Below are 18520 nucleotides of genomic sequence, written 5' to 3'. Positions count from 1 at the left end.
CAGCGTGACCCGGCTTGCCGAGCTGGTCGCGCAAGCGCGGCGGCGCGCGGCGCTGATGCGCGAGCAGTTGGGGCACCTGCGCTCGAGCGCGCGGGCACCGCAGGTGTGGATCCTGCTCGCTGGTTTTGCGCCACTCGGGCTCGATCAGATCACCTGGGCGTTCGGGATCAGTCGGCGCGGCACCTATGCGATCGGCGACGCCCTTGTGGCGGCGCGCATGGCACGGCGGGAGACGGTCAAGGGGAAGGCCCTGCTGGTCGTCGAAGAACCGGGAAGGGATGGGCAGCCGGCGTCTTTGGACCAGGCTACCGCCCTCCCCCATGCGGCTCTTGCCGAGTTCGACGCGGCGATGGGTGAGATCGACCGGCTGCTCGCCGGCAGTTCTGGCCATCCCTGACGCGGCATCGCGCGCATTCGGCGTGTATGAAAACTGATCTCTTCTTGACGTTATGTACAGATATCATACATAGACAGAGAAAGAAGGAGATGGCCAATGGCCACAACTGCCCATTCCGGCGTCCCCGCCAAAGCGCCCAGCCGCAAGGATCTGAGCGGTCCGGCGCTGCGCACCTTTTTCCGCATTGCCGACGCCTGGGACCTCAAGGAAGCCGAGCAGATGAAGCTTCTCGGGCTCGACAGCCGCTCGACCTTCCAGACCTGGAAGCGCGGCGCGGTCGCGGCGATTCCCAAGGATGCGCTGGAGCGCATCTCCTATGTCATGGGGATCTACAAGGGGCTGAAGATGCTCCTGCCCCGTACCGCCAACGAATGGGTACGCAAACCCAATGAGGCGCCGCTGTTCGCCGGACGCCCGGCGATCGAGCGGATGGCCTCGGGCAATGTCGCCGATCTCTACGTGGTGCGTCAATATATCGACGCGCAGCGCGGCTGATGGATGCCATTGCGACGACGCAAGTGCGGTGGCAACCGTGCTACCGGATCGTCGCAAGCCGGTTCCCGCCCATATCGCTGTTTGAGGATGTCGCGGATCCGGCCGACCTGGAAGCGGTCTATGCGATCGAGGCGATGACCAACGACCGGCTTCGCGACGAGGTCGGGGACCTCGCCCTCGTCCCACCGGAGGACCGCGTATCGGGACCCGGAACATCGGCGATCATGGCAGCGTTCACCCACCTAAATCCCGATGGCAGCCGGTTCTGTGACGGCAGTTTCGGGCTGTTCTACGCTGCCAGCACCATCGAGACTGCGGTTGCCGAGACGCGCCATCACCGAACCCGCTTCATGGCGTACACCCACGAACCGGCGCAGGAACTCGACATGCGCGTCTACGCGGTCGACCTGGACGCCATGCTCCACGATATTCGCGGCCTGCGCGATGAACGCCCTGCCCTCTACGCCCCGGACAGCTATGCCGCCGGCCAGGCGCTTGGCCGGCACCTGCGTGAGCAAGGTTCGGATGGCATCGTGTACCAAAGCGTGCGCGACGCCGACGGCGAGTGCGCCGCGGTGTTCCGCCCTCGCCTACTCGCCAACAGCCGACAGGAGCGGCACCTGTGCTACGTTTGGGATGGCCGGGCGATTGTCACCGTCTACGAGAAGAAGACATTCGCCTAAAGGTCCTGCGGACAAGCTAACCTTTCGGCCTTGAGTGACGCCTGTCAGGAATAGACCCCGGCAGCCATACGATCGAGATCTTCCATGACGATATCGATATCGCCATTCGCAACCAATTCCGCGGCCGTTTTCCCAACTCCAGAAATGGGTTGATGCTTGAACCAGATAACCGCCTTGCCTTCTTCGCCTGCAAGTTCTGCCGCTCGCGTTATAACTCGGGCTATTTCCTCCAGTTTAATCTGCACGGTCGGGGCGGAGGGATACAGAGTCATGGCCTTAGGATCCAGGCGAGCAACGCGAGCCAAATGCGCCATGGAGAAGCGCAGGCGCTCCGCCAGACGACGGGGCGAGATGATCTCATTCTCGCGAATGTCATCCTGGAAGGCTGCAGTCATAGGGCAGTCCATATTCAACATGTGAAGACAAAACTCTCACGTCTCAGAACCGCTGAAGATTGTCCTAGCTCCAATGCTGATCGAGCAGCGCTTTCAACGCGGCCTCCGCTTCAGCCCGCGTACCACCGGCATGCGGGAGCAAGGTAAGTTTGAGACCCTTACGATCCACCGCCTCCACTTTCAGCAATGGTTTCCCCCCTTCGGACACGATCGTTTCCGGCTTTCCTGACTTCTTGGGGGATCCTGACCTCTTGGGGGGATCGGCGGCCAGAGCGAGCGCGCGTATGATATCGGGGACCGGCATCGGTGCTGCGCGATCGGACTGCACCTGAGCGAGACGTCCCGCCTCGGCGAACACACGCTGCCGCCGATCCTCCGGTTTCAAGAGAGGCTTGATCGCGGTGACATGCTTGATCCTGAGATCCTGCGGAAGGGCGAAGGCCGCCATCAGTTCCGCCGGCAGCCGGGCAAGGTCGAGATAGCGGCTGAGCCAGCTTTCCGTGACATTGATCCGCTCGGCCATCACCTTCTGGCGCCCCTCATAATAGGCGTCGAGCGCGCGCAGATAGTCGCGCGCGCGCTCCAGATCGGTGAGATCGTCGCGCGCCCGATTCTCGAGGTCAGCGAGACGGAAGGCCTCCTCGTCGGTAAGGCTACGGATATCGACGAGAAAGCGGAAATCCGGATAGTTGTGGGCGCGCAGCCAACTGATCGTCCAATGCCGGCGCGCGCCGCAAATCACCTCGAAATCGAAGGCAGGATCGTCCTTCACGCGGCGAACGATGGCGGGCATTTCTTGCTTGCCCTGCGCCTTGATGCTCTCGATGAGGTCGGCGCACCGCTCCTCATTGAGGAGCGCATATTCGCGGTTATGCCCCGCCCACATTCGGCAGCGCGCGGGATCGACAAGCTCATGGGTGCGCGAGACGACGCTGCCCGTCGCCAATTCGGCAAGCCGGCTTTCCCGGCCCGCCAGCACGCTCGCACCGATGCCAGGGCGCCGCGCCGCTGGGGCTTGCGCCCCCGGGTCGATTCCGGCGACCAGATCAGCCGCGAAGTTGGCGTTCTTCTTGCTCATCATCCACCCCTTCTACCCGGAATTGCACCGGTGCAATTTTGCTCGCATCAGGCGAGTCCCTCCTTGCGAAGCCGCGTCAAATGGCTCGGCCACATCGACCGAATGTCGACCTCAATTTCACTGTTCACGCCATCAAGATAGGCAAGGCAGCGGTTGCGCACCGTCGAACTGGTGACCGGGCCGTCCAGCTCGTAGACGGTCATCAGCCGCGCCGTTGCATTGTCGATTTCGGCCGAATCCTTGAGCGGCGTACGGACGATCGCGTGACCGAAAAGGGTCCGCATCAGGTTCAGCAGTTCCTTCTGCATCGACTTATTCTCATCGACCTTGGACGCCACAAAGCGCAGGAACTGCAGCGACGGCGCCAAGCCGCGATCGGCCAGCGTCTCTATGGTCTCATCGAGCATGGCGAGGAAGGCCGCCGTCGACGAGAAGTCCATCACCGTCGGCGGAACCGGCACCACCAGCGCATTGGCCGCGCGCAGCACCGAAAGCGAGATCGCGCCGAGCGCCGGAGGCGGATCGAGAACCACCACATCGAACCGATCGGCAATGCTCGCGATGCCTTGCGCCATGCGGTCGATCAGGTTCCCCTGCCCCCGCGCCATGCGCGCTGCGATTTCATATTCCGACTGGAACAGCCGCAGATTGGCCGGAACAAGCTCAAGGCCGTCGAAGTGGGTCTTGCGCAGGGCATAGTCGAGCGACTCCATGTCGTCGTGCCGCAGGAATGGATAGAGCGTGTCCTCCTCGGTCAGGTCGAGGTCGGGCACATAGCCGAATAGCGTGGTTGCCGACGCTTGGCTGTCGCAATCGATGAGAGCCACCCGGTAGCCCTTGATCGCGAGATATTGGGCCAGGTGCACCGAAAGAGTCGATTTCCCCACCCCGCCCTTGAAGTTCTGCACCGCGATAACGCAGCAGGGATCGGTTGCGGCCCGCCAGGGCCGGGTGCCGAACAGTCCGCGCATGTCGTTGAGCTGCGCCAGGGTATAGCCGACACGCCGATTATTCTCGGTTCGCGGAGGCGGCGGCAAGCGGCCGTCCTTCTCGGCCTCGCGAATGGCCGCCGCGGTTCGGCCGACCAGTTCCGCGGCCTTGCCAATCGGGAACGTCGGCTCGCGCCGCTCGTCCGCCCGGGCACTCCGCGCGGAGTCGCGGAGCCGCTCGAGGACAGAGCTGGTCCGTTGTGCGAGCGTCGAGACGGACAGCAGGTCCTGCGTGCCCTCAATGTCGAGTGATGCAGCCAAGAGAGGCCCCCTTGCGAAACTAGAGGGGGCATAGCTCAATTTGCACTTTTAGGTCAATCGAAGGCTGATTTTCGCAAGTCGGCCCAGCCCGAAGGGCGAAACTTGCCCAATCTGCGCCGCAGACCTTTTGCGCCCCCTCGCAACCTGACTCCTTGGGGGCAGTTCACCCCGAAATTGCACCGGTGCAATTTCGGCTCAGGGGCGCCCGCGTCGTGCCAGGAAACTCTCGCAGAAGCCGGTCCAGGATGCGATCAGCTTGGCGCCCTTGAGCTTCGCCAGCCTTTCGCCCATCTGCGCGCGATAGGCATCGGCAATGAGATCGATGTCCCAACCGCCGCCAGCCGAACGGCCGATGGCCGCGAGCGTGTCCGAGCCAAAGCGGATCGTGCCGTTCGGGAAGGTGACCTCCCCTGCCCCAGCCTTATCCTTTGACACCAAGGCCGCCACCGCCGCCTGTGTGACAGCCTCGACGGCAACGGTCTCCACCTCGTCCTCGCGCCGCGCCTTTCTGCCCGCAGAGTGCCGACCGATCTCATCCACGGTCGCGATTTGGGCCGGAGCATCCTTGGGCTCAAAGCGGAATTCGATTTCGGTGACAGTTCTGCCCTGGCGGATCTCCCGCCACTCCACGCGAAAATGGGCGAGCTGGTCGATTTCGGCCTTCGCCTTTTCGAGAACTTTGCGGCGCAGCTGCGCGAAATCCTTGTAGACGTCCGGCGCGATGCCGAGCAGCGCACGCAGCGCCGTCATGTCGCCCTTCCAGAGCGACTGGCGCCTATGCAGCCTCAGCGCCCCGATCTCGTACAGCTTGAGCGCATAGGTTGATCGGAAGCCGAGCACCGCCTGGCGGTTCAGGACCGCATAGGTCTCCGATTCCTGGATCAGCTTTCGGGCTTCGGGCGTGAACTCCCACTCGATCCACCCAGCGTCCGCGCCCTCTTCGTCTTCCGCTTCTTCGCGCGACGACGAGATAAGCGAAAAGCGCAGCGTCGCCTTCTTGCCGCGCCAGGACTTGTCGTCGACTGCGAAAAGCGTGCGGTGCAATTCCTCAAGCATATCCGAGATGCGCTCATTGCCCTTGTGGCCGCGGCGAATGTCCGCCTTTCGCATCTTGTGCGGGCGGTCCTCCCAGGCATCACCGCCCGCGGTCAAAATCATCAGCGCAAGCAAACGCGAAGCAGTCAGGCTAAGCGACTGGCCTTTGACGAACTTGACCTCGACGATGCTGCCGGGCTTGGCGAACTCGTCACCGCCCTTTGCCTGCAGGGCGGCAGCCACCCGCATCGCCCGTCCCGGAGAAGCGTCATCGCCGGTGGGGGAGGGCGTTACAGCGTGATCTAGGGCTTGCTCGTCATCCATGCCATGAAGTCTGCGCCGATTCGTCCAGCGTGGGAGAAAATCTGCCTGACCTGTCCTTACGCGTCAAGTCAGGGCAGGATAGACACCGGATTCGGCCCCCAAGAGGTCAGGATGGAACTTCGCTCCGAAGCAGCAAACCATGAGGAAGTGCGGCGAGTCGCGTTTCCAAGCGCCCGGACCCGCGCAAACGGCAGCGCGGACGCCGAAGAAAGTCCCTGACGAACGCTATGGCGAGCGAATCACTCCAGCAGGAAGCTGTCCCCCATACGGTCAGGAAGGCCCCAGCAGGTCAGGTTGCATCCCCCGATCGGTCAGGGAAGCGCCCCCGGAAGGGCAGGCAAAATCCCCCGTCCGGTCAGGATAAGCTTGCTCAAACCCGCAGAAATGCTGTGCTTTCGGCCTCCTGAATCTGAATCCTTTTGAATCGGAAAAGCTTCCGCTGCGAGCAGCGGCGTTTTGATTCTTTTTATTTTGAGAAAGAGATCGGCGTCGCGCCTGATGCAATCGTTCAATCCCCCCGCCTGGAGGGATACGCGAAGTTAGCCGCCTACGATAGGCTGCCGGCCAAATGACCTTGCGCATGGAGGGTGCATGATCAACTTCGCCAAGTTCGAGATCATCGGCCGGATCGGGGAAATCGACGCGCGGCCGAAAGTCACCCTGCTGTCGGTCTGCGCGAATTATCGCCGCAAGGGTGACGATAACGAATGGCAGGAAGACAGCCACTGGAACCGCGTGAGCGTCTTCAGCGAAGGCCAGCGAAAACATATCGCCGACCGGGCTCAAGTCGGGGATCTCGTGCGCATAGCCGGACGGCTCAAGGACAACTCCTATGAACGCGACGGCGCGACGCACTACACAACCGATCGCATCGTCGAGGAATTCGGGATCCTGGCACCCAAAGGCATGCCGGGGTGAAATATCGGGGAGGGGAGGGCGCAATCAGCAGCGGCGCTCCACCACTTCCGAGGATTAGTCGATGCCCATAGCTGCTCCCCATCGCGCCAAAGCCATTGTCGAAGCCCTGGGTGGGATCTGGCGCGGTACGCGCGGCGAATGCCGGTGCCCGGCACATAACGATCATGGTCCCAGCCTGTCGGTACGCCTGGGCGAGCGGGCGATCCTGTTCCACTGCTTTGCCGGCTGCGACACGCGCGATGTTCTGGCTGCTTTGCGCCGGCGCAAACTTCACGATGCGGAGCCGCTCACAATGCCGCGCCCGAAGGCGGCCGCGGACCATCGCGCTCTTGCACTTCGCCTATGGAAGGCGAGCCAGCCCATCGCCGGATCTCCAGCGGCCGATTATCTGGCGGCGCGCGGTCTGCCGCCTCCCTATCCGCGTTGCCTGCGCTACAACCCGCGCACCATCGTCGGGGCCGGTGAGCGCCGCCGGTTCTTTCCGGCGATGATCGCCGCGGTCGAGAATGATCTGGGGGTTGTCGCCGTCCAGCGGACCTGCCTCGATCTCGCCGACATCCTGCACAAACCCATGCCAAAGCCGAAGATTGCCCTTGGCCTTCTCGGCGACGCGGCCATTCGTCTGGCGCCGGCCGGCGAGGAGCTTGGCCTTGCCGAAGGCATCGAGGACGCCCTTTCAGCAATGGCCTGGTTCGGAACGCCCACCTGGGCGCTGGGCGGGGTCGAACGCCTTGGGCTTGTCGCCATCCCCGAACGGGTCAAGCGTATCATCGTCTATGGCGATCGCGGTGCCGCCGCTGCCGCCATGCTCAAAAAAGCCCGCCCCCATCTCACAGCCAATGGACGCGAACTGGTGCTCCGGCTGCCGGAACGGCACGCGGACTGGAATGATGCTTGGCGTGTCCGCCGGGCCGCCGAGGCGGATTGAAAGGGGAGGGAGCCTTCCGGCTGATGACCTGGCGCTGATGCCAGGTGTCAGACCTGGAGATGCCCCATGGCCACACACCCCCTCGCGCTCACGCTGCCGCTCGATGATCCCGCCCGTACCGCTGCTCAAGGCATAGCCGACCGGCTGTCCGAAGGATGTCCGGTTGCACGTAACGACCTCCTTGCCGAAATGACCTCCGCTTTCGGTGGCTCGAGCGCCGATGGCCTGTGGTCATTGCGCGACGCCTACGATGTGCTCGAACTCGCGCAGGTCCTCCATCTGAAGAACGCGACGCTCCCGGCAGATGCGAATGCGCGGCTCGCCCAGCTGATCGCTATGACGGCGGCGCTTCCCACGCAAAGCGTGCGTAGCGAAACGCAGATCGCGTTCCAGCAATTCTCGACACCGGCGCCGATCGGCTTCCTTGCCGCCAAGGCAGCCGCGATCACGGCACACGATATCGTGCTCGAGCCCTCGGCCGGGACCGGCCTCCTGGCCGTACACGCCCATCTCGCCGGCGCGCGCCTCCTTCTCAATGATATCGATGCCTGGCGCACGCGTTTGCTGCGTCACGCCTTTCCCGAAGGCAGGCTGAGCACGCATGATGGCGAACTGATCGACGATATGCTCGATCCGCAACTGGTGCCGAGCGTCGTGCTCCTCAATCCGCCCTTCTCGCGAAGCCAGGGGCGCGCGCGCGATCGCCATGCCGCGCTTCGCCATTTGCGCTCCGCGCTGTTGCGGCTTGCTCCAGGCGGGCGCTGCGCCGTTATTCTCCCCGACCGCATCGAGACGGAGGACGCGGATTGGCTGCACGCCACTGCGGGCGCGCATGCCCGGCTGCATCTCGACCTGCCGCCCGATGCCTATGCCAAGCACGGCACCGGCCAGGCAGTCCAGCTCATACTCCTCGAAAAGGACGGGGCAGGGGGCTCGGTCCCGCGCCAGACCTGCACGACGCTCGGCGCTGCGCTTGCGGCCATCGATGCGATGGCGACCCCATGCGCGCCGCAGCCGCAGCCGATCTCCCGCCCCAGCGGATTGTTCCGGGGCCTCACGCGGCGGACCCGCCCCGTCTGCTCGCGTGCGGCGGTGACCCTGCCCACGACCCGCGCGGTCGCCTATCACCGTCTCGACGCGCCCGCACCCGCGGGCGAACCGCAAGGGATTTACCTGCCCTATCGGCCGAGCCGTCTGCTGATTGCCGATGCTCGTGAGCACCCAAGCGCGCTGGTCGAATCGCAGGCAATGGGATCGATTGCCGCACCCCCGGTCGCTTATGAACCCGTGCTGCCGGCCAGGATCCTGGACGACGGCCTGCTCTCGGACGCGCAGCTCGAAACGCTGATCTACGCTGGCGCGGCGTTCGAGCGCGATCTTCCCGGGCGGTTCATATCCAGCGAGGAGGGTCTTTCGCTGTCGCCGGCAGAGGCCGGTAACGCCTATCGGACCGGCTTTTTCCTTGGCGATGGCACGGGCGCCGGCAAGGGGCGGCAGGTGGCAGGCGTCATCCTCGACCAGTGGTTGCGTGGCAACCGCCGCCACCTCTGGATATCCAAGAGCGAGACGCTGGTCGAAGACGCTCGCCGGGACTGGTCGGCGCTTGGCGGCTTGCCGCTCGACATCCAGCATCTCAACCAGTGGAAGCTCGGCACCCCGATCGCGCTGGGCGATGGGATCCTCTTCCTGACCTATGCCACCCTGCGCTCCAACCGCGGCGACAGGGGCACGCGGCTGCGCCAGCTGATCGAATGGATGGGTGAGGATTTCAGCGGCGTCATCGTTTTCGACGAGGCGCATGAAATGGCCGGGGTGGCCGGCGGCGAGGGCCGGTTCGGCGCCACGAAAGGGTCCGAGCAGGGCATTGCCGGCGTCCGCCTGCAAAATCTCGCTCCGCGCGCCCGGATTCTCTACGCCTCGGCGACGGGCGCCTCGGATGTCAACAATCTTGCCTATGCGACACGCCTCGGATTGTGGGGACCGCAGACGGCCTTCGCCGACCGGCGGGCCTTCGTGGAATCCCTGCGCCGAGGCGGCATCGCGGCGATGGAGTTGATCGCCCGCGACCTCAAAGCGCAGGGCCTCTATGCCGCGCGGGCGCTCAGCTTCGCCGGCGTCGAATATGACATCCTCGAGCATCGGCTCAGCGAAGAACAGATCGCCGTCTACAATGCCTATGCCGATGCCTGGGCGATCATTCACAACAATCTGCAGGCCGCGCTCGCCGCCACGCGCGTCACCGACGGCTTCAGCGGTGCCACCTATAATAGCGGCGCGAAGGCCGCGGCATTGTCGATCTTCGAATCGACCAAGCAACGCTTCTTCGGCCAGATCCTGCTGTCGATGAAGCTGCCCTCGCTGATCCCGGCGATCGCCGCCGATCTCGCGCGCGGCGACTGCGCCGTCGTCCAGCTCGTGTCGACCTCGGAAGCGATGCTCGATCGTGCCCTTGCCGACCTGTCCCCCGAGGAGCGCGCCTGGCTCGATATCGAGCTGTCCCCGCGCGAATTCCTGTAATGTTGAGCTCAACATTAGATGGCTTCTTTGCAGTCGCAGTTTATGTCGAGCGTGGCAGCAGGAGGCGCAGGTTTCCTTCGGTTTTCCATGATTTCACTCCAGATAATATGTGGGTCAGGAGAATGTCCGGGGACGGGTCAGGCCCGTCTTCGAACGTCGGTAAGCATGGTGATCAGAGCGTCGGATGGCGGCTTGAAGCGCCCCGGCTTGATCGCAGGGGCACCGTGGGCAGCGAGAATCTGAAGCTTCTCTTCGGGATCGGCGCGCAAGTAGGTCTCGGTGCTCTGGATACTGGCGTGGCCGAGCCATAATGCGACCTTGCGAATGTCCCCCGTCGCCGCGAGCGTGTGCATCGCGCAAGAATGACGAAGCACGTGGGGTGTGACGCGCTTCTCAAGGATCGACGGCTGCTTCGTCGCTGCCGTCTTGACGTGCTCGGCCAATCGGAACGCAAATCCGTCGCGGGTCATCGGCTGCCCGTTGGCATTTAGGAATATCTCGGTGACCTCAACTTGAGGCCGGATCGCAAGCCATGCGCGCAATGCGATCTGGGTCTCCTTCCACAGCGGCAGGACCCGTTCACGTCGCCCTTTGCCCATGATGTGCATGGTGGACAGGGAGCGGTCCGGGAAATCGCCCAGTTGCAGCGTTACGAGTTCCGACACCCTCAGTCCGCCAGCATAGGTAAGATGCAGCATCGCGCGATCACGGGTGCCGAGGCGTGTCCGGGGATCGGGTGTATCGAGCAAAGCCTTGATCTCGGCCCGGTCGAGATAATCGATCAGCGCCTTGTCTGTCTTCTTGGTCGGGATTGCTCTGACACGGAGTGCCTGATCGAGGCAGGCTGGAATCCGGTACTCGATGTATCGGAAGAAGGATCGGATCGCGGCGAGCCTGCCATTGCGGGTCCGCACGCAGCTGCCGCGGCCGATCTCGACATGATCGAGGAAGGCCATGATCATGTCTGTGCCGAGATCCTCAATCTCGAGATCGGTCGGTCGGCGCTTCAGCCGATCGGCAGCGAACTGGACGAGGAGGACGAAGCAGTTGGCATAGGTCTTCACCGTGTGCGGGCTGACGGCGCGTTCGCGCGGCAGATGTTCCCGCAGATATGCCGAGAGATGGGGAGCAAGCGCCGTCATGCCGCTTCTCCTTGAAAAAGTTGCTCGCTTGCAGCCGCAATGTCGCGAAGCAGCACCGGCGTGGCTTCGAGATACCAGTACGTGTTGGCGATCGACGCGTGCCCCAGGTAGACACTGAGACCGGCCATGTGGTGGGCAATGGCTTCCCTGTCACGCGGGCAGGACTCAAGCGAGCGGACAGCGAAAGTATGCCGCAGATCGTGGAGTCGCATGCCTGCCGTACCGGTTGCCCCACGATATCCGAGAAGCCGGGCCAACCTGACGAACACGACGTGGGCGCGCACCTTGTGCGGCGCTCGCCCCCGGATCGTGACGAACAGGTCATTACACTTGGCCGGATGCTTCGCGCGGATCGCAATGTAGGCTTCGAGTGCTTTGCGCGTCGATGGCTGCAAGGTGATCAGCCGCTGCTTGCCGAACTTGCCGTTGCGGACAACCAGCCCATCCTCGACCAGATCGTCGCACTGTAGCGCGAGAGCCTCGGAAATCCGAAGTCCTGTCGTCGCCAGCAGACCGAACAGGTAATGGTAGGTGTACGGGCTGATCGTGCCTTGGGGCGAAACGTCCAACGCCGCCGTCATGATCGCCCGCACCTGGTCCGGTTCGATGATGATCGGAGTCGGGCGTGGCCGCTTGCCGCGTCCGAAAACGCCGACAGGCGGGACTTCGTGGTCTGGATCCTCGGCGTTAGCGAAAAGGCTGAAGTTACGAGCAGCGTCGTACCTATGGCGAGCCACGTTCTGCGAGCTTGCCGTGTGGCACCAGTCGTAGATGCGCTGCACTCGGGTGTGCCGGTCACCGAAGCGTCCGGCGAAAGCCGCGTATTGGCGCAGCAGTCGTTCCTGCTCCGAGAACTTCCGCCCCAAACTGCGATACAGCGAGACGTATCTGGCAATGTGCATGTTCAGCATGACGGTTCTCCCGGCCATGGCTGCGCGATCTTCATGAGCATCGGCAGGTCGACCTTGGCGTAGATGGCGGTGGTCTCGGGCGAGCTGTGGCGCAGGATCGTTCCAACGGACTCCAGTCCTGCGCCCGCGCGCAGCAAGTTGGTGGCAAGCGAATGCCGGAAAATGTGCGATCCGGTCGGCACGCCTTCGATCCCGCCGCGCTCATGCGTGCGTGCAACGATGCCAGCGATCTCCGCCGATGAGCGGAAAGAACGGAATGGGGCTTGCGCGCGCACGAACAGATGCGGATCGGCGGTCTTGGGGCGTGCCTTGGCAATGTAGTCCAGGATCGCGTCACCGACGTCTTGAGGCAATGGCAGGCGATCGGGCCGACGCGTCTTGCCCTTGACCGTCAGGTGGCCCGAGCGCCAGTCGATATCGTCGAGGTGCATATCCCGAATATCACCGGCACGCAGGCCAAGCCGGGCGAGCAGGAGAATGATGGCCTTGTCCCGAACTTCCACCGGGCGATCAGTCGGACATGCGCCGATGATCTGCTCGATCGTTGCCGGGTTGACGTGCCGGGGCAGCGTCGAAAGACGGTAGCGTTGCACTGATGGGATCGCGTGCAACAAAGCTGGACGGCAAACACCCTGCACGACCAGGAACCGAATATAGCTCCTCATTATCGTGACGAGCAGTGATGCCGAACCTGGCGTCTCCTTGCTTCGTTGTTGAAACGCCCGCCTGAGGACGGCTGCATCCCATTGTGAAGGCTCGCCGAGGATAGGCATGAGTCGCCTGATATCGGTCCGGTAGCGCCGGATCGTCTCGTCGGTCGCGCCGCGGTGTTGCTTGAGCCATGCCAGATATGCCGCCATGTGCGGGTCGTCATCCGACACCGGTTCGACTGAAGGGATGACACCCCGGCCGCGCAAGAACTCGACGAAGTGCCGAGCACCACGCCGCCGCCGCTTCGCGCCCGAGGCGACGAGTTTGCCCCGCTTGCGCCAGACCGGACATCGACAATCATGCGCGCCGTACTGGTCGATGATCGTGTCGTCGATATCGGCCCACGACTGCCGCTTGATGCGAAGCCAAGCCACAATATGCTCGGCTTCCGACCGGTAGCCCTGTGCCACTCCAGGGGCGAGTTGCAGGCTGTCGATTGCATCGGAGTAGTCGGTGAGGTGACGGGGGAGATCGTCGATCCCATCGTCGACTTCGATGTACCCTTGATCTTCGAGGAACCGGACAAAGCGCCGGACCCGCGCAGCCTGATCAGTCTTATAGGCGGCTTGCTGAGCCGAGTATCCGTGGCACCGACAACGGTGCTTCTCGAACCGTCGGACGACTTGATCGTCGAGCGTACTGACCGGGATGGCATGCATATCCAGCCAATGCAGGAAATGACGGATCGCTGCACTGTACAGGATCGAACAGGCCGCTTCCTCCTTGACCCACAGAGAGGAGAGGAAGGCGTTGAATAGGGCATCCGAGCTGGGCGGATCTTCGATCCGGAGCTGTGCCGGACAAAACAGCTCTGATGATCTTGTTCTCATGGTGGTTCCTTCGACTTGTTCAGGTCGAGGGAACCGTAATTATCTGGAGTGAAATCATGGAAAACCGAAGGAAACCTGCGCCTCCTGCTGCCACGCTCGACATAAACTGCGACTGCAAAGAATTCCTGGTCGATTATCTGACCGCGGCCTTTCCCGTGCGCCAGATGCGCACCTATACCGACGATAGCGGCACGGTGCGCTCGGAACCGATGATCGACGAGGCCGGGCAGCCCGTGCTGTGCCGGGAAGCGATGGCCATGCGCGACCAGCTCCTCGAGCAACTCTGTGCGCTGCCGGTCGTCGGCTCGGCGCTCGATCACATAATCGGGCATTTCGGGACGGAGGCTGTGGCCGAGGTGACGGGCCGCAGCCGGCGGATCGTCGTCGATGCCGACGGCCGTCAGCGGATCGAACGGCGCAGCGCGCGCACGAACCTCGCGGAGACCGACATCTTCATGCGCGGCGAAAAGCGCATCCTGATCTTCTCCGACGCCGGCGGCACGGGGCGGAGTTACCACGCCAGCCTCGACGCGCCCAATCAGAGCCGCCGCATTCACTATCTCCTCGAGCCCGGTTGGCGCGCGGACGCGGCGATCCAGGGGCTGGGCCGCACGCACCGCACCCACCAAGCCTGCCCGCCCTTGTTTCGGCCCGTTTCCACCGATTGCCGTGGCGAACGGCGGTTCATCTCGACCATCGCCCGGCGCCTCGACAGCCTGGGCGCGCTGACCCGTGGCCAACGCCAGACCGGCGGGCAGGGACTTTTCGACCCCCGCGACAATCTGGAGTCCGACTTCGCGCGGGAATCGCTCGACCAGTGGTTTCGCCTGCTGTTCCAGGCAAAACTCCAATCGGTCCACTTCGATCAGTTCCAGGCGCTCACCGGTTTGAACCTGGCCGGGGAGGGCGGGGGGCTCACCGAGACCTTGCCCACGATCCAGCGGTGGTTGAACCGCATCCTGGCGCTGCGCATCGACCTGCAGAACGCGATCTTCGACGAATATCTCGGCTTGATCGAAGCACGGGTGGAAAAGGCACGCGAGGCCGGCACCCTCGATCTTGGCGTCGAAACGATCGCGGCCGACCGTATTTCGATCCTCGACCGGACGGTGATCCGGCGCGATCCCGTGAGCGGCGCCGAAACCGAGATCCTGCGTATCGAAACCGAGGAGCGATATCGGCCGCTGACCCTGGAGCGAGCGCATTGGCTTCTGGCCGACCCGGAAGCGCGCGGGTTGATCAACCCGCGTTCCGGCAAGGCCGCCATTTGCCGGCCGACCTTCTCGCTGACGGACGAAGAGGGGCGGACCGTGCGCCGCTATGAGCTGGTGCGGCCGACGCGCACCGAACGGCACCGGCAGGACCTCTTCGCCGAAACCCATTGGACCGACGTGGACCGGGCGAGCTTCGACGAAGCCTGGCAGGCCGAATGCGACGCAATGGCGGCGCAGACGCGCACGCAGATCATCTATCTGGTCACTGGCCTGCTGCTTCCGGTGTGGGGCAAGCTGCCCGACGATCATGTCCAGGTCTGGCGGCTGACGAGCGATGACGGCCAGTCGCTTCTCGGGCGTCTTATTCCGGCGCCGCTGGTTGAGCGGATTGCCAGCGCATTCGGCATCGCGGCCCATGTCGAGATCGACCTCGGCGCGCGGGTCGAGCACGTCCGCACCTCGGGCGAGATCATGCCGATCGGAGCGCTGCGGCTGAAGCGCGCCTTGGTCGCCGGCGATCAACGCCTCGAATTGCTGGACTGGAAGCCCGAGGCGCTGCCGCATCTCAAGGCGGCGGGCTGCTTCACCGAGATCATCCAGCACCGCACGCGGCTGTTCGTTCCCCCGAGCCGCGCCCTCGAGATCCTCGCCAGGATCACGGACTGACCCGCGGCCGCGCCAAGCGACCGAAGAGAGGGGAGGGGGCCTTCGGCCGGGTGGGCCTGAGTGGCTCAAGCCGGCCGACGAGGTCGGCGCAACCCTCGAAGGAGACAACCGATGATCCAGTCCGTGAAGGTCAAGAACCTCTCGCTCTCGAAGGACAATGTCCGCAAATCCAATCGCGATGCCGACCTCGACAGCCTCGCCGACAATATCGCCGCGCATGGCCTGTTGCAGAATCTCGTGGTCACGCCGCTCAAGAAGGCAGGACATTTCACCGTCAAGGCGGGTGGCCGCCGCTTGCGGGCGCTCCAGCGGCTGATCGATTCAGGTCGGCTTGCCGGGGACCATGAGGTTCAGGTGCTGGTGCTCGAGGATGATGCTGGATCGGCCGAAGCGAGCCTTGCCGAGAATTTCCACCGCGTCGCGATGAACCCGGCGGATGAGTGCTCGGCTTTCAAGCACTTCCTCGACAAGGGCGCGAGTGCCGAGGATGTGGCGAAACGTTTCGGCGTCACGACCCGCTTCGTTGAGCAGCGGGTACGGCTTGCCGAACTGGCTCCTCTCGTATTCGCGGCGCTGGCGGCGGGCGAGATCACGCTGGGGGTCGCCCAGGCTTATGCCGTCACGCCCGACGTCGATCGCCAGGCGCGCGTGTTCGAGAGCATGAGCCGGTCCTATTATGGCGACAATCCCGACAATATCCGCCGTGCGCTCCTCAACGGAACGGTCAAGGCGACCGACGCCAAGGCACGGTTCGTCGGCCGCGAGGCCTATGTCGGCGCGGGCGGCCGGATCGAGCGCGACCTGTTCGGTGAAGATGTGGACGAGAGCTGGATCGACGTGGAGCTCATCGAGCAGCTGGCCGCCCAGAAGCTTGAAGCGGCCGCGGAAGCGCTCGCTGCCGAACAGAAGCTGGCGTTCGTGACGCCGGTTCTCGCGACGCATGTGCCCTATGATACGGAGTGCCAGCTCCACGAATATCATCCGCCGCTGCGCGAATTGAGCGGGGACGAGCAGGAGCGCGTCGATAGTCTCTCGGATGAGGGCGACGCGCTCATCCGCGAACTTGAGACCGAACTCGAGGACGGCACGCCCGAGGCCGAGGCGGCTTCGGCGCGTCTCGCCGACATCGAGCGGGAACTCGATACGATCGAGGCGTCGCGCACGATGGTCGATGATGCGATCAAGGACCAGCTGGGCACCTTCATCTATCTGGCGCCCGATGGCAGTCCGCGGGTGCACAGCCGCATGTTCAGCGAGCGCGCCATCCGGCAGGCGGGCGAGGATGCAGAACCCGAAGCACCGTCCGGCAAGGTCGCGGCCTCCCGGCTCAGCGCGACGCTGGTTGACGAACTCGCGACCCAGCGCCGGCAGATCCTGGCAGCCCATGTCGCCTCGGATGCCGGGTTCGCGCTCGATCTCACGATATTCCTGATGGCGCACCGGACGGTGTTCGCCAGCAGCTATGTCCGGGACCACGCGACGTTGCAGGCCGCCGCCGCGAGCTTCCCGATCGTCAGCTTCCGCGATGAAGGTAGCGCGGCGAGCAATGTCCTGACCGAACAGCGCCAGGCGCTCGATGTGAGCTGGGCAGGCGGGAACACGCTGTCGTCCCGCTTCGATGCCTTCCGGCAACTGGATGAACAGGCGCGCGCCGATTGGCTCGCCCATGTCATGGCGCAGACGCTGGAGCCGACACTCAACGTCGACGATGGCGGGCGCCGCAACGGCTTCCACGATCATCTCGGACGGCTGCTCGACATTGATGTCGCGCAATGGTGGCGGCCCGATGCCCAGAACTTTTTCGGGCGGGTGAAGAAGGACGTCATGCTCGAAGCGCTCGACGAGATCGGCGGGCCGGTGCTGCGCGGCCGATACAAGGACGCCAAGAAGGGTGACCTTGCCAATGCCTGCGCTGCGCTCTGTTCGGGGCAGGGCATCGTCGAGGCCGAAGTCCGGGAAAAGGCGCTCTCCTGGCTGCCCGACGAGATGCGGTTCGGCGCGATCGAAAAGCCCGAAAGCTTCCGGAGCTATTCCGCTTTCCTCAGCGATGAAGACGACAGCGACGGCGGGGCAGGGGAGATCGCCCCCGATGGCGATGCTGGCGACTTCGAACAGGCCGCCTGAGGCGAACGCCTAACGGCGGGCGGCGCTTTCGTGTCGCCCGCCGCCCTTCATCGGCGGCGCTGAGACAGCCGCTCTTTCGCGGAGTATCCACCATGACCCAATCATCGGGCCGGCCCTCGCCGGCCGAGACCATCACGCGCGCCATCATCGACCGGCTCGAGGCCGGTGTGCGTCCCTGGGTACGGCCCTGGCGATCATGCGCCGCGCAAGGGCGCCCGCTGCGCGCCAATGGCGAGCCCTATCGCGGCATGAACACCTTTTGGCTATGGCTGGCCGCCGAGCAGTGCGGCTATCGGTCCCGCTACTGGATGACCTATCGGCAAGCACAAAGCCTCGGCGGGCAGGTCCGTGCCGGTGAGCAGTCGCAATTTGCGATCTTCTACAAAGCCTATTCGAAGAAGGTCGATTCCTACGAACGTCCGGGTGAGCTCGTCGATGAGCAGCGCCGGGTCATGCGGTCCTATGCGGTCTTCAATGCCGATCAGATCGATACACTGCCGGGCGATTTCTATCCCGAAGCCCTCTCCCTCGTCCCGCCGGGCGACCGGCTCGGTCCGCGGGCGGAGCGCTTCGTCGATCGGCTGCCCGCGCGGCTGCGATGCGGCGGCGATCGTGCTTATTATGATCTGCGCGCGGACGTCATCACCATGCCGCCGGTCGAGCAATTCGACACGCGCGCCGCCTGGGCAGCCACCATTGCGCATGAGGCCGGCCACTGGACAGGCCATCCAGCCCGGCTTGCCCGATCGTTCGGGAAGCGCTTCGGCGATCAGGCATATGCGTTCGAGGAGTTGGTCGCCTTATCTGGACAGTCTGCACCGTGCCTGACGCACCATTGAACGGTATGCTTTGGCGCGACGCAGGGGGGCATCAGGCCGGATGAAGCGCTATCCATAAGCTGG

At 64.0% G+C, this 18520-nt stretch carries 16 protein-coding genes and 1 pseudogene; 9 read left to right on the top strand and 8 right to left on the bottom strand.

All coding sequences use genetic code 11. The features are described from left to right. The 3 genes and pseudogenes from L288_RS41385 to L288_RS41375 form a co-directional block, all read left to right on the top strand. Window positions 1–397, top strand: a pseudogene (locus L288_RS41385) (hypothetical protein); the annotation flags it as partial. A 96-nt stretch (window positions 398–493) separates the two neighbouring features. Next, a complete protein-coding gene (locus L288_RS41380) occupies window positions 494–892 on the top strand; it encodes an MbcA/ParS/Xre antitoxin family protein (protein WP_007686501.1) in 399 nt (132 codons plus the stop codon). Next, window positions 892–1575 (top strand): RES family NAD+ phosphorylase, encoded by a 684-nt coding sequence (locus L288_RS41375; protein ID WP_013041559.1) that lies wholly within the window; start codon window positions 892–894, stop codon window positions 1573–1575. Before L288_RS41380 ends, L288_RS41375 begins: the two co-directional genes overlap by 1 nt. A gap of 44 nt (window positions 1576–1619) precedes the next feature. On the opposite strand, the gene L288_RS41370 is transcribed toward L288_RS41375, so the two are convergent. From L288_RS41370 to L288_RS42865, 5 genes are all read right to left on the bottom strand, one after another. Continuing rightward, window positions 1620–1970, bottom strand: a complete 351-nt coding sequence (locus L288_RS41370) for a hypothetical protein (protein ID WP_007688086.1) — start codon at window positions 1968–1970, stop codon at window positions 1620–1622. 64 nt (window positions 1971–2034) lie between these two features. Continuing rightward, complete coding sequence (locus L288_RS41365) at window positions 2035–3048, bottom strand: ParB/RepB/Spo0J family partition protein (RefSeq protein WP_013849890.1); 1014 nt, start codon at window positions 3046–3048, stop codon at window positions 2035–2037. A gap of 47 nt (window positions 3049–3095) precedes the next feature. Further along, entirely contained in the window at window positions 3096–4298 is a 1203-nt protein-coding gene (locus tag L288_RS41360) for an AAA family ATPase (protein WP_007688084.1), read from the bottom strand. A 195-nt stretch (window positions 4299–4493) separates the two neighbouring features. Further along, entirely contained in the window at window positions 4494–5582 is a 1089-nt protein-coding gene (locus tag L288_RS41355) for a replication initiation protein (protein ID WP_007688083.1), read from the bottom strand. A 386-nt stretch (window positions 5583–5968) separates the two neighbouring features. Next, on the bottom strand, window positions 5969–6169 hold the full coding sequence (locus L288_RS42865; protein ID WP_013041755.1) for a hypothetical protein: 201 nt from the start codon (window positions 6167–6169) through the stop codon (window positions 5969–5971). A 79-nt stretch (window positions 6170–6248) separates the two neighbouring features. Between L288_RS42865 and L288_RS41350 the strand changes: the two genes are divergently transcribed. From L288_RS41350 to L288_RS41340, 3 genes are all read left to right on the top strand, one after another. Further along, window positions 6249–6575, top strand: coding sequence for a single-stranded DNA-binding protein (locus tag L288_RS41350; RefSeq protein ID WP_007688082.1), 327 nt, complete (start codon window positions 6249–6251; stop codon window positions 6573–6575). A gap of 61 nt (window positions 6576–6636) precedes the next feature. After that, window positions 6637–7503 carry a DUF7146 domain-containing protein gene (locus L288_RS41345; protein ID WP_021240063.1) on the top strand — a complete coding sequence of 289 codons (867 nt, stop codon included), beginning with the start codon at window positions 6637–6639 and terminating at the stop codon, window positions 7501–7503. 66 nt (window positions 7504–7569) lie between these two features. Further along, window positions 7570–10020: a strawberry notch-like NTP hydrolase domain-containing protein gene (locus L288_RS41340; protein ID WP_031304983.1), complete on the top strand. Its 2451-nt coding sequence runs from the start codon at window positions 7570–7572 to the stop codon at window positions 10018–10020. A gap of 137 nt (window positions 10021–10157) precedes the next feature. Here the strand turns inward: L288_RS41340 and L288_RS41335 are convergent, their stop codons facing one another. The 3 genes from L288_RS41335 to L288_RS0122455 are packed head-to-tail and all read right to left on the bottom strand — an operon-like array spanning window position 10158 to window position 13614. Then, window positions 10158–11162 carry a tyrosine-type recombinase/integrase gene (locus tag L288_RS41335; RefSeq protein ID WP_021240061.1) on the bottom strand — a complete coding sequence of 335 codons (1005 nt, stop codon included), beginning with the start codon at window positions 11160–11162 and terminating at the stop codon, window positions 10158–10160. Beyond that, window positions 11159–12073, bottom strand: a complete 915-nt coding sequence (locus L288_RS41330) for a tyrosine-type recombinase/integrase (protein WP_031286240.1) — start codon at window positions 12071–12073, stop codon at window positions 11159–11161. Before L288_RS41330 ends, L288_RS41335 begins: the two co-directional genes overlap by 4 nt. After that, the gene (locus tag L288_RS0122455) at window positions 12067–13614 is read right to left on the bottom strand and encodes a tyrosine-type recombinase/integrase (RefSeq protein WP_020819179.1); all 1548 of its coding nucleotides are present in this window, start codon (window positions 13612–13614) and stop codon (window positions 12067–12069) included. Before L288_RS0122455 ends, L288_RS41330 begins: the two co-directional genes overlap by 7 nt. Between L288_RS0122455 and L288_RS41325 the strand changes: the two genes are divergently transcribed. The 3 genes from L288_RS41325 to L288_RS41315 all read left to right on the top strand — a co-directional run bounded on the left by L288_RS41325 (window position 13599) and on the right by L288_RS41315 (window position 18457). Continuing rightward, window positions 13599–15494, top strand: a complete 1896-nt coding sequence (locus L288_RS41325; RefSeq protein WP_084466150.1) for a strawberry notch C-terminal domain-containing protein — start codon at window positions 13599–13601, stop codon at window positions 15492–15494. The genes L288_RS0122455 and L288_RS41325 overlap by 16 nt on opposite strands. Window positions 15495–15605: 111 nt before the next feature. After that, on the top strand, window positions 15606–17618 hold the full coding sequence (locus L288_RS41320) for a ParB/RepB/Spo0J family partition protein (protein WP_007688079.1): 2013 nt from the start codon (window positions 15606–15608) through the stop codon (window positions 17616–17618). A 92-nt stretch (window positions 17619–17710) separates the two neighbouring features. After that, window positions 17711–18457: an ArdC family protein gene (locus L288_RS41315; protein ID WP_013041752.1), complete on the top strand. Its 747-nt coding sequence runs from the start codon at window positions 17711–17713 to the stop codon at window positions 18455–18457. Window positions 18458–18520: the final 63 nt, after the last annotated feature.

The organism is Sphingobium quisquiliarum P25, assembly GCF_000445065.1.
Lineage (GTDB): Bacteria > Pseudomonadota > Alphaproteobacteria > Sphingomonadales > Sphingomonadaceae > Sphingobium > Sphingobium quisquiliarum.
Note: the sequence above shows the minus strand (reverse complement) of the source record. Positions and strands in the feature narration are given on the sequence as shown.

Coding starts and splice junctions, on each gene's coding strand:
- L288_RS41380 (WP_007686501.1), top strand. CDS start 494: ATGGCCACAACTGCCCATTCCGGCGTCCCCGCCAAAGCGCCCAGCCGC.
- L288_RS41375 (WP_013041559.1), top strand. CDS start 892: ATGGATGCCATTGCGACGACGCAAGTGCGGTGGCAACCGTGCTACCGG.
- L288_RS41370 (WP_007688086.1), bottom strand. CDS start 1,970: ATGACTGCAGCCTTCCAGGATGACATTCGCGAGAATGAGATCATCTCG.
- L288_RS41365 (WP_013849890.1), bottom strand. CDS start 3,048: ATGAGCAAGAAGAACGCCAACTTCGCGGCTGATCTGGTCGCCGGAATC.
- L288_RS41355 (WP_007688083.1), bottom strand. CDS start 5,582: ATGCGGGTGGCTGCCGCCCTGCAGGCAAAGGGCGGTGACGAGTTCGCC.
- L288_RS41350 (WP_007688082.1), top strand. CDS start 6,249: ATGATCAACTTCGCCAAGTTCGAGATCATCGGCCGGATCGGGGAAATC.
- L288_RS41345 (WP_021240063.1), top strand. CDS start 6,637: ATGCCCATAGCTGCTCCCCATCGCGCCAAAGCCATTGTCGAAGCCCTG.
- L288_RS41340 (WP_031304983.1), top strand. CDS start 7,570: ATGGCCACACACCCCCTCGCGCTCACGCTGCCGCTCGATGATCCCGCC.
- L288_RS41335 (WP_021240061.1), bottom strand. CDS start 11,162: ATGACGGCGCTTGCTCCCCATCTCTCGGCATATCTGCGGGAACATCTG.
- L288_RS41330 (WP_031286240.1), bottom strand. CDS start 12,073: ATGCTGAACATGCACATTGCCAGATACGTCTCGCTGTATCGCAGTTTG.
- L288_RS41325 (WP_084466150.1), top strand. CDS start 13,599: ATGATCTTGTTCTCATGGTGGTTCCTTCGACTTGTTCAGGTCGAGGGA.
- L288_RS0122455 (WP_020819179.1), bottom strand. CDS start 13,614: ATGAGAACAAGATCATCAGAGCTGTTTTGTCCGGCACAGCTCCGGATC.
- L288_RS41320 (WP_007688079.1), top strand. CDS start 15,606: ATGATCCAGTCCGTGAAGGTCAAGAACCTCTCGCTCTCGAAGGACAAT.
- L288_RS41315 (WP_013041752.1), top strand. CDS start 17,711: ATGACCCAATCATCGGGCCGGCCCTCGCCGGCCGAGACCATCACGCGC.